Origin of the sequence: uncultured Kocuria sp. (genome assembly GCF_947500125.1) — a bacterium.
Classification (GTDB): Bacteria; Actinomycetota; Actinomycetes; order Actinomycetales; family Micrococcaceae; genus Kocuria.
The window spans coordinates 25,717-40,531 of record NZ_CANMRA010000014.1 but is presented as its reverse complement, the minus strand read 5'-3'; the positions used below and the strand labels follow the sequence as shown (position 1 = coordinate 40,531).

Below are 14,815 nucleotides of genomic sequence, written 5' to 3'. Positions count from 1 at the left end.
GGGTTTTCGGGCTGCTGTGCTTTCCCTGTGCCGCGGGACCGTGTCCGGGACCGGCGTCCGACCGTCTATCCGGCCGCGGAGCTCCGCGCCGGGCGAAGGGCGCCCAGGAGGGCGCGCACCCGGTGCGGTGCGGCCGCGGAGACCGGGGCGGTGACCGTGGCCGGCGACGACGACGGGACCGCGACGGGGCGCTGAGCCGCCGTGTGCCGGTAGGCCATGGCCCGCAGCTCCACCACCGGGTACTCGAGGCTGCGCCGGGCCGCGTCGGTGGTTCGGGTGGCTCCAGCTTCCGGCCGGAGTCTGTGCCGCAGCTGTGCCGGCGCACCCGTTCCGCCTTTGGGTGGCGGCACCACGGCACAGGCTGCGCACAGCTTCCACAGGACGTGCGCCTAATCTGGTGGGGAAGAGTGGCCACGTCACGTCCGCCCGGCACCGGGAGCTCCCATGTCCTACTCCTCCAGCTTCTCCGTCCTCACCGAGGTCCTGCCCCGCCTCACCCACCCGGACGGCTCGCCGATCCGGGTGCTGGTCGTGGACGACGAGCCGGCCCTCGCCGACCTCGTGGCCATGGGCACGGGCATGTGCGGGTGGGACGCCCGGGTCTCCCACGAGGGCTTCGACGCCGTCCAGCAGGCGCGGGACTTCGCGCCGGACGTGCTGGTCCTGGACCGGATGCTGCCCGGCCTGGACGGCCTGCAGGTCCTGGCCCGGATCCGCCAGTCCTATCCGGAGGTGCCGGTGCTGTTCCTCACGGCCAAGGACACCGTGCAGGACCGGATCGAGGGCCTGGCCTCGGGCGGGGACGACTACGTGACCAAGCCCTTCTCGATCGAGGAGGTGCTCATCCGGCTGCACCGGCTCGTCCAGCGCTCCGGGGCCGCCGCGCAGGACAGCGCCACCCTGGTGGTCGGGGACCTGGTCCTCAACGTCGACAGCCGCGAGGTCACCCGCGGCGGCGAGCCGATCGAGCTGACCACCACCCAGTTCGAGCTGCTGCGCTACCTGATGGAGAACCCGCGCCGGGTCCTGTCCAAGGCCCAGATCCTGGACAACGTGTGGCACTACGACTTCTCGGGCCAGGCCAACATCGTGGAGCTCTACATCTCCTACCTGCGCAAGCGGATCGACGCCGGCCGCGCCCCCATGATCCACACCGTGCGCGGCGCCGGGTACGTCATCAAACCCGCGTCCTGATGCCGCACGGCCCCCGGGAGCGGCAGCCGTCACGGCGGCTGCGCCTGGCCACCCGGCTCGTCGCGGGGGTGCTCACCCTGCTGTCGTTGGTCCTGCTCGTGCTGGGCGCCACGATCGTGGAGCTCACCCGCCAGGATCTCGTGGAGCGGCTCGACGGTTCGCTGCGCCAGACCACCGGGCGGGCGCTGACCTTCACCCGGGGGGACCCGGCCCTGGAGCGGGACCCGCTCGACGCACCCGGCCAGCCGGTGGGCGTCCTGGTGGCCGTGCTGCACGAGGACGAGGTGGTCACGGCGTCCTACCGCACCGAGTCCGGGGAGCCCGCGCCGCTCCCCGAGGAGGACGTCGCCGCCCTGCGGGAGGCGGGCGTCTTCGCGGCCGAGACCCCGGACGAGCGAGGCTTCGGGGACCGTCGCCGCTCCACGGGCACGGAGCAGGGCCGGCTCTCGGACGTGGTCCTGTCCGTGGGCGAGTACCGGATCGAGTCGGTGGCCCGGAACGCGCGCAACGGCAGCCAGGTGCTGGTCACCGGGCTCCCCACGGCGTCGGTCGACGACACCGTGGCGGAGCTCGTGACCACCATGACCGCGGGCAGCCTGCTCGCGCTGCTGACCACGGCGGTGGCCGGGACCGTCGTCGTGCGCCGCGCCCTGCGGCCGCTGGAACGGGTCTCGGCCGCGGCGTCCGGCGTCGCCCGGCTGCCGCTGGCCTCCGGGGAGGTCTCCCTGGCCGACCAGCACGTGCCCGCCGAGCTCGCCCGGCCCGGCACCGAGGTCGGGGAGGTCGGCCGTGCCCTGAACTCCCTGCTGGACAACGTCGACTCCGCCCTGGCCGCGCGCCAGCTCTCCGAGACCCGGTTGCGCGAGTTCGTGGCCGACGCCTCCCACGAGCTGCGCACGCCCCTGGCGGCCGTGCGCGGCTACACGGACATGCTCCTGCTCACCGAGCCGCTGACCGGCACCGGGCGGGCCTCGCTGGCCCGGGTCGAGCAGCAGACGCTGCGGATGACCGCCCTGGTCGAGGACCTGCTGCTGCTGGCCCGCCTGGACGAGGGCCGCCCCCCGGAGCTGCGCGACGCGGATCTCGGCGAGCTCGTGCTCGAGGCCCTCACCGACGCCTCGGCCGCCGGCCCCGACCACCACTGGGCCCTGGACGTGCCGGAGGACCCGGTTCCTGTGCGCGCGGACGTCGCCCAGCTCCACCAGGTGCTGGCCAACCTGCTCTCCAACGCCCGCAAGCACACCCCGCCCGGCACCGCGGTGACCGCCGCCGTGCGGGCCACCCCGGACGGCTGGGCGGAGGCCTCCGTCCTGGACGCGGGCCCGGGCATCCCGCGGGAGTTCCGGGCCAGGCTCTTCGAGCGCTTCAGCCGCCTGGACACCTCCCGGCAGACCCGGGAGGGCAGCACCGGGCTGGGCCTGTCGATCGTCCGCTCGGTGGTGCAGGCCCACGGCGGCACGGTGGACGTGGAGTCCCGTCCGGGCCGCACGCTCTTCACCGTCCGGCTCCCGCTGCGCGCCGACGGGTCAGCGCCGGACCCGCCACGGTGATCGATGCCTGCGCCCTCGTCAGGGACGACGACGGCGGCGGCCGAGCCAGCCCGTCGGGCCGCCGTCGACGAGCAGGTGGCGGGTGTGGGGGTCCAGGAGCATCAGGTAGAGCGTGAAGAGCAGGGCGGTCACGAACGCGATCGTCGCGGCGTCGACGGTCAGCTCGATGAAGGGCCACACGGAGAGCTGGTCCTGCGCACCGAAGATCACGAAGAAGGTGATCACGACGTACAGGGAGCGGAGCTGCCAGTTGTCCTTGATGCCGGTCACGGCCAGGAAGGGGAGGAACCAGAGGATGTACCAGGGCTGGATGATCGGGGAGAGCAGCACCACGGCGGCGAACGCCAGGCCGAGTCTGCGGACCACGCGACGGTCGTCGCCGCGGAACATCAGGAGCAGGACCAGGCCGATGGCCGCGTACTGCAGCACGTCCCGCAGCGCCGAGGCCACCGAGGCGCCCGGCAGACCGACCGCGTCCACGAGGTTCTGGACCTGCTGGCCCAGGAACCCCGAGGGCGAGTACCCGGTGAATCCCGGGGTGGGGTCGAGCAGCGCCCAGACCCACCCGATGCCCAGCTGATAGGGGAGGCCGCTCAGCACCAGCAGCCCGAAGCTGATGGTCGCCGTGGCCGCCCACAGGGCGAACTTCCGTCCCCAGGACGCCTTCGGCCCGGCCCACAGGAGCCCGATGAACGGCAGCAGCAGGATGGTGATGGGCTTGATGCCGATGGACGCGGTCACCAGCAGGACGCCGGTGACCGGGCGGCCCGTGGCCGCGAAGTACGTCCCCGCCACGGCCAGTCCGAGCATCAGCGCGTCGTTGTGCGCGCTGGCCACGAAGCTGATGAGGAACAGAGGGTTGGCCACCGCGATCCACAGCGCACGAGCCGGGTCGACGCCGTGCAGCCGCGCGAGCTTGGGCACGTACACGACGCAGAGGAGGACACCGGCGCAGGCCAGGATCCGGAAGAGCAGGACGGAGAGATCCGGGTGCGCGTCCGCGAGACCCACGACCGCTCGTGCCAGCCACAGGAAGTACGGTCCGTAGGGCGTCCGGGCCTCGGCCCAGGCCGGGTCCGTCCCCAGCATGAACCAGTTCTCCAGGGTGGAGATGCCGGTCGTGTACGGGTTCTGCTCGGCCAGCATCAGGCGGCCCTGCCCGATGTAGGCGTACACGTCCCGGGAGTAGATCGGGACGGCGAAGAGCAGGGGCAGCGACCAGGCGCACACGGCCAGCACGACCGAGCGCTGGGCGCCCGTCCGCCAGCCCTGGAGTCTCTGCCCGAGCCGGAGCCAGGAACGCACCAGCAGCATGGCGCCGACGGTGAGCAGCACGGTGGAGGAGTAGACGCCCCACCCCTCGACCCGCAGCGCGATCACCAGAGGATGGCGGACCATGGGTGAGCCGTTGGCGATCCACCCGGCGCCGACCGATCCGACGAGCATCATCAGGGAGCCGATGAACCCTTGCACGACGGCGATGTGCGCTCGTGGGTCCCGGTGGGTGTCGGGAAGGTCGTGGGAGACCGGGCCGGCGGTGGCGATCGGTTCCGCGGTCCGGCCACGACGGCCCCGCGGCGCCTCCGGATCCGAACCCCCTGCCGTCATGACGTGCGCTGATCCCCTACGTGTACGATTGCCGGGCGGACAGGTGTGCCGGACGCTCTCCAGAACGCCGATCCTAGCAGTCGTGCCACCTCTTCACCCTGGCAGCGAGAGGTTTCGCCACGGCCTCCCCCGGGACCGACATGGTGCCGCGGTGGCACCGCGCTCGGGCACACTGGAACTTCCGGGGAATCGGGCGTGTCGACGGCCTCCGTCGTGACCTGCGGCCCTGCATCTCTGCCCATCTGACGAGGATTGCCCCATGTCCACGGACACGACCTTCGAAATGCTCGCCCGGCTCCGTGACCGGCTGCTGCCCCGGAAGTGGCAGGCCTGGTGGGGATCCCCGCGCGGGCTGCTCACCGGTTTCGTGGGGGTGCACCTGGTGTTCCTGGTGTTCGCCCTGGTGGTGTCCCTGTCCGGCGGCGCCTTCAGCGACACCCACATCTACCGTGCGTGGGCCGAGGCCGGGTTCGACGAGCAGAACCTGGACGGGGAGCCCACCCCCTGGGTCTATCCGGTGCTGGCGCTGGTGCCCGTCGCACTGGCCGGGCTGGCCGGTCCGGGACCGTTCTTCTTCCTGTGGGTGCTGATGATCACCGTGCTCAACGGCTGGGCCGTGGGGAGGCTGACGACCTGGGGACGTGACCGGCACGCCTACCCGGCCGCGTGGTGGTGGCTGGGCTTCGTCTTCCTGATGGGGTGGCTAGGCTTCGCCCGCGTGGACGGGCTCACGGCCCCGCTGGTGCTCGTCGCCCTGGTCCACGGCGCGGCGCACCCGTTCATCGCCTCGGTCCTGCTCAGCGCCGCCACCTGGATGAAGGTCTGGCCGGCCGCCGTCGTGCTCACCCTCCTCACCGTGGCGCGGCGGAGGGTGCGGGTCCTCCTCGCGGGCCTGCTGGTCAGCGCGGCCGCGGCCGGGGTCGCCGCGGCCATGGGCGCGCTGCCGCGGCTCTTCGACTTCCTCGTCCAGCAGGGGGACCGCGGCATGCAGCTGGAGGCCACGTTCACCACCCCGTGGCTGTGGCTGTCCGTCCTGGGCGTGGGCGCGTCCCGGATGTACATGAACACGGAGATCAACTCCATGCAGGTCGACGGTCCGGGCACGGAGACGATGGCGGTGCTGATGCAGCCCCTGCTGCTGCTGGCCGCCGCCGTGGTGACCCTCCTCATCGTCCGGGGCCTCCGCAACGGCGAGCGCTCCGGCGGCGCCGACCGCACCGAGCTGCTGCTGGCCGGCTCCCTGACCATGGTCACCGCCTTCATCGTCTTCAACAAGGTCGGCTCCCCGCAGTTCATGGTGTGGCTGGCTCCGGCCGTGGCCGTGGGACTGACCCACAACTGGAAGGCGTGGCGGGTGCCGGCGGCCATGCTGATCGCCGTGGCCGTGGCCACGTTCCTGGTCTACCCGTTGTTCTACTACGAGCTGAGCCACAACAACCCGGTGATGGCTCTGGTGCTGACCCTGCGCAACGCCCTGCTGGTGCTGCTGCTGTGGTGGTCGGCGCGCCGGCTGTACGGGCTGGGCACCCGGCGTCCGGCCACCGCGCTCGCCGCGAAGGAGAACTGAGATCTCCGCCGCCTTCCTCGACCGGCTGACCGGCGTCCGCGACGCCGTCCTGCCCGCCCGCGCCGTGGCGTGGTTCGCCCGCCCGGCCGGCGTGTGGTGGGGCTTCGCCGTCGTCCACCTCTACTTCCTGGGCTGGATGATGTCCTTCGTCATCCACGGCGAGGCCTTCAGCGACACCGAGCAGTACCGTGAGTGGGCCATGGCCGGGTACGATCCGGCCGATGCCGGGGACGGGATCAGCCCGTGGGTGTACCCGGTGCTGGCGCAGATCCCGATCCATCTGGCCGGGATCGCCGGCCACGACCTCTACCTGCTGGTGTGGACACTGATCATCACGGTGCTCAACGCCGTCGGCCTGGTCTGCCTCACCCGTGGCCGGCGGGCCCGGCAGGGCGTCGCCCCGGCCTGGTGGTGGCTGTTCTTCACCGTGTTCCTGGGCTACCTGAGCTTCGCCCGGGTGGAGGGCATCGCCGCCCCGATCGTGCTCGTCGGCCTGCTGTACGCGGCCGAGCGTCCGGTGCTCGGCTCCGTGCTGCTGAGCGTCGCCACGTGGATCAAGGTGTGGCCGGCGGCCGTCCTGCTCGCCCTGGTCATCGCCTGCCGGCAGCGCGTCCAGGTGGTGGCCGCGGGGGTGGGGGTCACCGCCGCGGTGGTCCTGGGCACCTACCTCTCGGGCGGTCTCCGGCACATCGCGGACTTCCTGGTCAACCAGGGAGAGCGCGGCATGCAGCTGGAGGCCACGTTCTCCACGCCGTGGGTGTGGTTGAGCGTCTTCGACGTGGCCGGGGCGAGGATGGCCGACAACGTGGCCATCAACTCCACGGAGGTCTACGGCCCCGGCACCGAGGTCGTCGCGTTCCTGATGCAGCCGCTGCTCGTGCTCGCCGTTCTCGCGGGGTCGGTCCTGCTGGTCCGTGCGCTCAGGCGCGGCGCCGAGCGGGAGGAGCTCTTCTACGAGGGGGCGCTGATGATGACCACGATCTTCATCGTGTTCAACAAGGTGGGGTCCCCGCAGTTCATGATCTGGCTCGCCCCGGTCGTCGTGGCCGGGCTGGTGCACGACTGGCAGCGGTGGCGGACGCCGGCGGCGCTGCTGATGGGCATCGCCGTCACCACGTTCGTGATCTATCCGCTGTTCTACACCCCGCTCATCCACGCCCACCCGGTGATGGCGGCCGTCCTGACCACGCGCAACGTGCTCCTCGTCGTCCTGCTGTGCTGGTCCGTGCGGCGCGTCGTCCGCCTGCACCGCGTGCCTCCTCGCCTCGCGCAGCCGGCCACCTCCTGATCCCGTGGTGCCCTCGCGTCGGGCGCGGCGCGCGCGGAGCGTCTGTCCCCGTCGGTCAGCCGCTCCAGCCGAGGGCGTCGAGCATCCGCGCCTCGACATCAGGGACCAGGGTCTCGCCGTAGGTGGAGGTCACGTGGTCGAGGTCCATGTAGACCTGGATGTTGCCGATCACCCCCGGGCAGGTGGTCTCGGTGCACAGGCGGTCGGTGAGGTCGATGCTGTGCAGGTCCTCGTACCGGGCGGCGACCTCCTCCAGCGGGTTGACCGGCAGCAGGGACTGGGAGCGGGCCGGGTTGCAGCGGTCGTGGTCGGGTCCGTAGGTCTCCACGCAGGCGAACATGCTGAAGGGGAAGCGCGGGTTGTCGCGGAAGCCGAGCACCGGGATCCCGGCGTCCAGGAAGGGCCGGACGCCGTCCTCGTAGCCGTCCACGAGCTTCTCGTGCGGGGCCTCCGCCAGGCTGAGGGTGCCGATGGTGACGACCGCGTCCGGTTCCAGCTCCAGCGCCGCGGTGCGGGCGGCGACGTTGAACTCGCGGCACTCCTCGTCCCGGTTCCCCGCCTCGCTCGTGTAGCGGCAGGCCATGCGCAGGTAGGAGACCACCCGCCAGTTGTTGGCGTCGGCGACCCGGTGGATCGGGGTGAGCAGCTGCTGGGCGTGGGAGTCGCCGATCACCACCAGCGTCCGGTCCGGGGTGCTGCCGTCCTCGGGCTCGATGACCCAGCAGTTGCCCAGGTCACCGATGCCGGCGGGGACCTCCCCGCCCTCGCACCGCGCGCCGGTGTCGCCCCACTCGTGCTCGCGTTCGGCGCCGGTGGGGATGATCGGCACGTCCGGGACCTCGCTCACCTCACCGCGCAGCACCGCGGCCCCGGGATAGTTCGCCGCGGTGCGCTCCACCCCGGCGGAGGGGTCGCGCAGGGTGGTGTAGGAGTGGGCGCCGGTCAGCGGGACCGCCACCAGCAGGGCGGTGGCGATCAGCCGCACCCCGCTGCCGGCCCGGACCCCGGGCAACGCCCGCCAGCCGGTCAGCAACAACGCGGTGACCCGGGTCAGCACCACCGAGGCAGCCAGGATCCCCAGCCCGGCCGGCACCGGGACGGTGTCGCGGGCCGTGAGCAGCAGGTAGGTGATCAGCAGCGGCCAGTGCCACAGGTAGATCCCGTAGGCGCGGTCCCCGAGCCACTGCAACGGAGGCAGTGCCAGGACCCGGCCGACGCCGGCTCGCGCGTCCGGGGCCAGTGCCCCACCGGCCAGCACCGCGGCCGCTCCCAGGGTCGGGGCCAGGGCGATGGTACCGGGGAAGCGGGTCCCGGCCTCGATGAGGAACGGGGTGGCGAGGATCGCGGTCAGCCCCGCCCACCCCAGGAGCACACCGAGCAGCCGGGTGGCGGCGGGGGCCCGCCGGGGGGTGCTCTTCGCCCGGCTGGAGGTGGTGAGGGCCAGGGCGGTGAGCGAGCCCAGGGCGAACTCCCACAGGCGGGTGAGGGTGCTGAAGTAGGCGGCCTCGGGCCCGGCCGCCGTGGCGACCACCGACCAGGCCAGGGAGCCGGCGAACACCCCGGCGAACAGCGCCCAGGCCACCGACCGGAACCGGATCCCCGTCCATCGGGCCGCGGCGGCGGCCCCGGCCAGCAGCAGCGGCCACACCAGGAACACCTGGCCCTGCACCGACAGCGACCACATGTGCTGCAGCGGGGTGGTGGCCGCGGAATTGCCGGCGTAGTAGTCCACGGCCTGATCGGCCAGCACCCAGTTCACCGTGTAGAACAGCGCCCCCCAGGCCTGGCTCAGCAGCTCTGCCCACCGGCTGGGCGGGAACCAGGTGAGCATCGCGGCGAGCACTGCCAGCAGCATCACCGCCACGGGCCCCAGCAGCCGGGCGAAGGTCCGGGCCCAGTAGGCGGGGATCCCCAGGGCCCGCCCGTGCTCGATCCGGCGCACGAAGGAGCCGGTGAGCAGGAACGCCGAGAGCACGAAGAAGACGTCCACCCCACCCGAGACCCGGTCGGTCCACACGTGGAAGACCACCACCAGCAGCACGGCCACCCCGCGCAGACCCTGCAGATCCGGGCGGTGCCGGGTCCGCGGGACGGGAGCGGTCGGTGTCGGGGTGGCGGTCGGTGCCGGGTGCGTCATGGGGGACGGTGCCTGTCCGGGTCGGTGGCGGGTGGAGGGCTGGGAACCGGTGCTGGGCCACGCCTGAAGGGGGTCCGGCACCGGCTCCGGTGCTCCTGGTGCCCGCCGTTGCTGAGCATCCCGCCCAGGCGCACGCGCATCCGGCGGCCGGCCTGGTCCAGCCCGACGATCTCCACGTCCTTGCCGTAGTGGGCGTACTGGTCGGTCACGGAGTCCAGGGCCGCCACCGTGGAGGCGTCCCAGAGGTGGGAGTCGTAGAAGTCGATGACCACGTGCTGCGGGTCTCCGGCGTCGTCGAACATCGTGCAGAGGTCGTTGGAGGAGGCGAAGAACAGCTCACCGCTGATGGTGTACTTGGCGATCCGCTCCCCGAGGTGCTCCTCCACGGTACGCTCCACGGTCACCATGTGGGCGACCCGGCGGGCGAAGGCGATCATCGCGACCAGCACACCGACGATCACGCCGATGGCGAGGTTGTGGGTCCACACGGCCACGACCACGGTGGAGAGCATGACCATGACGATGGCCATCAGCGGGGCGATGACCAGCGCGGTGGCCGCGGTGGCCCGGGGCCTTCTGGACCTCCTCCGCCGGACTCATGACGGGAAGCGGCCCGCCTCGGTGTGCGGGCCGGCACGCAGCACCGGCCCGCGGCCGGCACCGGCGGCCCGGGCCATGACCCGCTCCAGCGGGCCCCGCCCGAAGGAGCGGTGCCAGGCCACCGCGAACAGCGCCGCGACCGCCACGTGGATGAGGAACCACAGCATCGGCACCTCGTAGTGCAGCATGGCGGCCAGGGCCAGCAGGTGCGCCGAGTAGAGCGTCAGGGTCATCGACCCCATCGCGCTCAGCGGCAGCAGCCAGGAACCGGCCCGGCGCGCCACGAGGAGGAAGAGGCCCAGCACGGCGGCGCCGGAACCGAGGTCCTGGAGGATCGCCACGGGGGTGTTGGTGTGCGGGCCGGGGACCAGCAGCCACCACCAGGAGGTGTCGGGCAGCACCGGGTCCGGCCCCCAGACGATGATCTCGTCGATCCCGTCCTCGCCCAGCCACGGGGTGGAACTCATGAGCTGGTCGTAGCCCCCGGACTGGAGGATCAGCACCCAGTACACCAGCCACGCGCCCACGGCCACGACGAGCCCCGCCCCCAGCAGCCGGCCCTGGACCCGCACGGCCCGCAGGTTCAGCCGCCCGATCGCCAGCCCGGCGAGCAGGTAGGCCAGGTACGGGACCGCCGGGTAGGTGCCGGTGAACAGCACCTGGGCCAGGATGGTCCCCGGCTCGGCGAGCACGTCGGCGAAGGTCGGGTTGTACACCTCGAACGCGGGCAGCACGCCGCGGAGCACCTGCATCAGCACGGGCCCCACCACGGCGGCCGCGGCGGCGAGGGCGAACAGCGCCCGCACCGACAGGTGCAGGAAGGGGATCGCCAGCAGGAAGAACATGCCGTAGTAGAGGAGGATGTCGTACGCGGGCGGGTCCCCCGGCATGACCTGGTTGATCAGCAGCCCCAGCACGGTGATCAGCACCGCCCGGACCAGCAGTCCCACCCGGTCGGCGGTCATCGTCCGGCCCCGGTGCGGGGTGCGCCCGCCGGAGGAGAGGGCCAGGCCCACCCCGGCCAGGAGCGCGAACAGGGCCGCGGCGCGGCCCGCGAACAGCTCCCACTGGAGCGTGGGTCCGTAGGTCTCAGGATCCCAGGCGGGGAGGATGTGGATCGACATCATCCCGACCAGGGCGAGACCCCGGGCGGCGTCGACCCCCACCAGCCGGCGCCTCCGGACGAGCGGCAGCGCCGGGGCCTCCTCTGCCGAGCGTGCACCGGGTGCGGGGTGGTGGACGTTGACCATGGCGGCGCGTTCCTTCTGTCGGACGTACCGACGAGCTCCCGCCCGCCGGTCCGGACCCATCGGTCCTTCTCGTCCTCCAGCTGACCAGGCCGGATTGTGCCGCCCTTGTGGCGCTCCTGTGCCGGGACTGTCGAAGCCGCCCGGCTAACGCCGCACGGTCTTCTCCAGACCGCTGACCAGCAGCACCGCGCACGTGAACCAGATCGCCCCGGCCGGACCGAGCGGTGCGGCCACCAGGCCGGCGAGCAGGGGCATGGCCACCTGGCCAGCCCGATTGCCGACGAGCCGCACGGCGAGCGCCGAACCCCGCCACGTGGAGGGCACCGCGGTGGACACCAGCGTCATGGTGATCGGCTGGCCCAGGCCCAGGCAGAAGCCCCCCACGAAGAGGAGCAGGGCGGCGAGCCACGGCACCCCGATGACGGCCGGCGGAACGGCCAGGGCGCACCCGGCGCCGTAGAGGCTGACCAGCAGCAGGGCGCGCCGGGACATCCGGTGGGCCAGCCACGGCAGCAGGACGCGGGAGAGGATCGACGCGCCGCCGCGCACGGCCAGCAGGACGCCGATCCACGCCGGGGAGACCCCGGCCCGCTCCCCCACGAGCGGCAGGAAGGCGGTGAGGATGTCGAGCATCGCGAGCAGGGCCAGGGACGCCAGCATGTGTGAGGGGACGCCGGGGACCCTGAGGATCCGCGCCATGGACGCGCGCGGAGCCGCCCCCGGGACCGCCTCGAGCTCACCGGTGGCGGGAGCGGCCCGCTCCGCGGCAGCGGCGTCGTCGTCGTTCCGGGCGGGCTTCCCGGCGGACCCGGCCGCGTGCGGGCGCAGGAGCATGACGGGCGCCACGAGGAGCGAGAGCCCGGCCCCGATCCACAGGGAGAGGGTGATGTCGGCGACCCGCTCCGGCGAGGCGACGTCGCTGCCCGTGCCCAGCAGCAGGCCCACCAGCAGCGGGCCCAGCAGCTGCCCGGCGGAGAAGGCGGCGGTGAACCAGCCGAAGCCCTTGTCCAGCTGGTCCGGCGGGGAGAAGCGGGCGACCGCCGACTGACCGGCGATGGTGAACACCAGGTGCCCCATCCCGAGCAGGGCGCTCGCTACGGCCACGAGCGCCACGCTCGGCGCGATGGCCAGCGCCACCGCGCCGAGGGCCAGGATCAGGGCGCCGGCGACCACCATCGTCCGCAGGTCCCGCACCCGGTCGGTCATCCGGCCCAGCCACATGGCCGTGACGAGCGGGACCACGGCGTAGGCGGCCGTGACCAGGCCGACCGTCACGGAGTCGGCGTCCAGGGACAGCAGCTTGTAGGTGGTGACCGGGCGCACCAGGTTCAGAGCGGTCTGGGTGAGCAGCGCCCCGGCCACGAGGAACCACAGCCAGGCTCCGGACCGGGCCTCCGGAGCGGTCGAGGCCATGCCTCAGGAACGCCGGGGCTTGACCGCGATCACGGGGGCGTTGGCCTCGAGGAGGATCTGCTGGGCGGCGCTGCCCAGCAGCAGCTTGCCCACGGGGCTGCGGTGCTTCACGCCGATCACCACGGCGGAGGCGTTCACCTGCTCCGCGACGTCGAGGAGCTCGCCCACGGCGTCCCGGTTGCGGGCGTCGGGGGTGCGGAAGGTGACGGGCACGCCGTTCAGCTCACCGGTCTCGGGGTCGAGCTGGGCGCCCCCCAGGTTGAAGACCAGCAGGTCCTCCTGGCGGCGTCCGGCCTCCTCGACCGAGGCCGCGAGCGCGGCCTCGCCCTCGGGGGTGCTGGTTCGGGCAACGACGACGGTCATGGGAGCCTCCGCGGCGGGGTGGGGAATCCGGGTGGGAATTCCGGTGGGGAAACGGGGAACAAAACGAGGTCCACCCTACGGCCGAACGTGTGAGGAGCGTCTCTTCCGGCGTGAGCAGAATGCGCAGAACCAGCACAACGATCACTACGCACGAAAGCCCGATCAACGGCCGGCGCGTGATGCGGGTCACTTATCGTCGGATGAGCGGCTCGGACGGAGCCATGCACCGCACCCTACGACCCAGGAAAGTGGATCCCCGTGAGTTCACCACCAGATCAGGCCCAGCCGGGCACCCGGCGCCGGCACCCGGTCGCCATGACGGTCTACGGCGTCGTCGCCGCCGCCGTCATCGGCGTGGCCGCCTTCTTCTCCTTCCAGTCGGCCACGGCCGGCTCGGACATCCGCGCGAACCTCACCCTGATCGCCCCGGCCGGCGCCGGCGGCGGATGGGACACGTTCATGCGGGAGCAGCAGCAGGCCATGCGGGCCAACAGCCTGGTCAACAACTCCCAGGTGGTGAACATCCCCGGCGCGGCCGGCACCATCGGGCTCGGCCAGCTCTCCACCATGGAGGGCCAGGCCAACACCCTGATGGTCACCGGCGCGGGCCTGGTCGCCGGCGTCGCGCAGCTCGACTCGGCCGTCACGCACGACGACGTGCGCCCGATCGCCCGGGTGGTCGAGGAGTACGACGTCGTGGTGGTCCCCGCCGACTCCCCGTACGAGACCATCGACGAGCTCGTCGCGGACTGGCGCGCGAACCCGGCCGAGGTCGCCTGGACCGGCGGCGGCACCTTCGACCAGCTCGTGATGACCGAGCTCGCTCTCGAGGCCGGCATCGAGCCCTCGAAGACCACCTACATCCCGAAGTCCGGCGGCGGCGAGGCCACCCAGGCCCTGATCACGGGCACCGCGGACGCGGCCACCTCCGGGTACATGGACGTGGCCGACCAGATCGAAGCCGGCCGGCTGAAGGCCCTGGGCATGGCCGCCCCGCAGCGGCTGGAGGGCGTGGAGATCCCGACCCTCACCGAGCAGGGCTTCGCGGTCGACCTGGCCAACTGGCGGGCCGTCCTGGCCCCGCCCGGGATCACCGACGAGGAGTTCGCCGAGCTGCGGACCCTGCTCGAGGAGTCCGTCGCCACCCCGGAGTGGCAGAAGGCCGTCGAGCGCAACAAGTGGACCGAGGTGTACCTCGCGGGCGACGAGTTCGACGCGTTCATGGCCTCGGAGCAGGAGCGCATCGCCCAGCTGGTGGAGGAGATTTCCTGATGAGCACACCCACGTCCTCGCACACCGGCACCGCCGGGGAGCACCGGACCGACACCCAGCCCCCGTGGGAGCAGCCGGAGACTCCGGCGACCTGGTGGAGCGGCCGCAGCGGCCTCGTGGTGCCGGCGGTGGTGGCCGCCTTCAGCACCTACCTGCTGATCGGCGCCCTGACCATGGAGATCCCGGAGGGCACCGACTTCCCCGGCCCCACGTTCTACCCGCTGATCCTGACCGTGGCCGGCTACGTGCTGGCCGCCCTGCTGGTGCTCCACTACCTGCGCACCCCCGAGCACCCCGAGGAGCTCTCGGCGCGCACCTGGCGGACGCACTCGGACTGGACCGCGGTGCTCTGGTCCGCGGGCGGGTTCCTGGCGTTCGCGCTGACGCTCGAGGTGCTGGGCTGGATCCTGGCCGCCGCCCTGCTGTTCTGGGCCGTGGCGCGCGGCTTCGGCAGCCGCCGGCCCCTGTTCGACATCTCGCTCGCCCTGCTCGTGAGCAGCGCGATCTACCTGGCATTCACCGTCGGCCTGGGGCTCAACCTCCCCTCCGGCATCCTGGGAGGCGGTTTCTGAC

General features: G+C 72.4%; 12 protein-coding genes and 1 pseudogene. 6 read left to right on the top strand and 7 right to left on the bottom strand.

Features of this window, described 5'->3' with window-relative positions; genetic code table 11:
- Positions 1-65 precede the first annotated feature (65 nt).
- Positions 66-236, bottom strand: coding sequence for a hypothetical protein (locus tag Q0817_RS10825; RefSeq protein WP_298587095.1), 171 nt, complete (start codon positions 234-236; stop codon positions 66-68).
- Between the two features lie 208 nt (positions 237-444).
- Here Q0817_RS10825 and Q0817_RS10820 point away from each other — a divergent pair, with 208 nt between their 5' ends.
- On the top strand, positions 445-1,194 hold the full coding sequence (locus Q0817_RS10820; protein ID WP_298587090.1) for a response regulator transcription factor: 750 nt from the start codon (positions 445-447) through the stop codon (positions 1,192-1,194).
- Positions 1,194-2,744, top strand: a complete 1,551-nt coding sequence (locus tag Q0817_RS10815) for a cell wall metabolism sensor histidine kinase WalK (RefSeq protein WP_298587086.1) — start codon at positions 1,194-1,196, stop codon at positions 2,742-2,744. The genes Q0817_RS10820 and Q0817_RS10815 overlap by 1 nt, the downstream gene beginning before the upstream one ends.
- Positions 2,745-2,762: 18 nt before the next feature.
- Here Q0817_RS10815 and mptB read toward each other — a convergent pair whose 3' ends face one another.
- The gene (gene mptB, locus Q0817_RS10810; RefSeq protein WP_298587082.1) at positions 2,763-4,352 is read right to left on the bottom strand and encodes a polyprenol phosphomannose-dependent alpha 1,6 mannosyltransferase MptB; all 1,590 of its coding nucleotides are present in this window, start codon (positions 4,350-4,352) and stop codon (positions 2,763-2,765) included.
- 259 nt (positions 4,353-4,611) lie between these two features.
- Between mptB and Q0817_RS10805 the strand changes: the two genes are divergently transcribed.
- Positions 4,612-5,919, top strand: coding sequence for a glycosyltransferase family 87 protein (locus tag Q0817_RS10805; RefSeq protein ID WP_298587079.1), 1,308 nt, complete (start codon positions 4,612-4,614; stop codon positions 5,917-5,919).
- Between the two features lie 64 nt (positions 5,920-5,983).
- On the top strand, positions 5,984-7,207 hold the full coding sequence (locus Q0817_RS10800) for a glycosyltransferase 87 family protein (RefSeq protein ID WP_298587076.1): 1,224 nt from the start codon (positions 5,984-5,986) through the stop codon (positions 7,205-7,207).
- 55 nt (positions 7,208-7,262) lie between these two features.
- On the opposite strand, the gene Q0817_RS10795 is transcribed toward Q0817_RS10800, so the two are convergent.
- The 5 genes and pseudogenes from Q0817_RS10795 to Q0817_RS10775 form a co-directional block, all read right to left on the bottom strand.
- Positions 7,263-9,344, bottom strand: a complete 2,082-nt coding sequence (locus Q0817_RS10795) for an acyltransferase family protein (RefSeq protein ID WP_298587073.1) — start codon at positions 9,342-9,344, stop codon at positions 7,263-7,265.
- Positions 9,345-9,451: 107 nt separating this feature from the next.
- Positions 9,452-9,859 (bottom strand): annotated as a pseudogene (locus tag Q0817_RS10790) (STAS domain-containing protein); the annotation flags it as partial.
- 81 nt (positions 9,860-9,940) lie between these two features.
- Complete coding sequence (locus Q0817_RS10785; RefSeq protein ID WP_298587070.1) at positions 9,941-11,194, bottom strand: heparan-alpha-glucosaminide N-acetyltransferase domain-containing protein; 1,254 nt, start codon at positions 11,192-11,194, stop codon at positions 9,941-9,943.
- A 144-nt stretch (positions 11,195-11,338) separates the two neighbouring features.
- Positions 11,339-12,607 carry an MFS transporter gene (locus tag Q0817_RS10780; RefSeq protein ID WP_298587068.1) on the bottom strand — a complete coding sequence of 423 codons (1,269 nt, stop codon included), beginning with the start codon at positions 12,605-12,607 and terminating at the stop codon, positions 11,339-11,341.
- Positions 12,608-12,610: 3 nt separating this feature from the next.
- Positions 12,611-12,970 (bottom strand): universal stress protein, encoded by a 360-nt coding sequence (locus Q0817_RS10775; RefSeq protein WP_298587064.1) that lies wholly within the window; start codon positions 12,968-12,970, stop codon positions 12,611-12,613.
- 258 nt (positions 12,971-13,228) lie between these two features.
- Here Q0817_RS10775 and Q0817_RS10770 point away from each other — a divergent pair, with 258 nt between their 5' ends.
- Together Q0817_RS10770 and Q0817_RS10765 are read left to right on the top strand one after the other, a co-directional pair.
- On the top strand, positions 13,229-14,242 hold the full coding sequence (locus Q0817_RS10770) for a tripartite tricarboxylate transporter substrate-binding protein (RefSeq protein ID WP_366139871.1): 1,014 nt from the start codon (positions 13,229-13,231) through the stop codon (positions 14,240-14,242).
- Complete coding sequence (locus tag Q0817_RS10765) at positions 14,242-14,814, top strand: tripartite tricarboxylate transporter TctB family protein (RefSeq protein WP_298587061.1); 573 nt, start codon at positions 14,242-14,244, stop codon at positions 14,812-14,814. The genes Q0817_RS10770 and Q0817_RS10765 overlap by 1 nt, the downstream gene beginning before the upstream one ends.
- The last annotated feature ends 1 nt before the right edge of the window (position 14,815 follow it).

Coding starts and splice junctions, on each gene's coding strand:
- Q0817_RS10780 (WP_298587068.1), bottom strand. CDS start 12,607: ATGGCCTCGACCGCTCCGGAGGCCCGGTCCGGAGCCTGGCTGTGGTTC.
- Q0817_RS10765 (WP_298587061.1), top strand. CDS start 14,242: ATGAGCACACCCACGTCCTCGCACACCGGCACCGCCGGGGAGCACCGG.
- Q0817_RS10820 (WP_298587090.1), top strand. CDS start 445: ATGTCCTACTCCTCCAGCTTCTCCGTCCTCACCGAGGTCCTGCCCCGC.
- Q0817_RS10815 (WP_298587086.1), top strand. CDS start 1,194: ATGCCGCACGGCCCCCGGGAGCGGCAGCCGTCACGGCGGCTGCGCCTG.
- Q0817_RS10785 (WP_298587070.1), bottom strand. CDS start 11,194: ATGGTCAACGTCCACCACCCCGCACCCGGTGCACGCTCGGCAGAGGAG.
- Q0817_RS10795 (WP_298587073.1), bottom strand. CDS start 9,344: ATGACGCACCCGGCACCGACCGCCACCCCGACACCGACCGCTCCCGTC.
- mptB (WP_298587082.1), bottom strand. CDS start 4,352: ATGACGGCAGGGGGTTCGGATCCGGAGGCGCCGCGGGGCCGTCGTGGC.
- Q0817_RS10775 (WP_298587064.1), bottom strand. CDS start 12,970: ATGACCGTCGTCGTTGCCCGAACCAGCACCCCCGAGGGCGAGGCCGCG.
- Q0817_RS10805 (WP_298587079.1), top strand. CDS start 4,612: ATGTCCACGGACACGACCTTCGAAATGCTCGCCCGGCTCCGTGACCGG.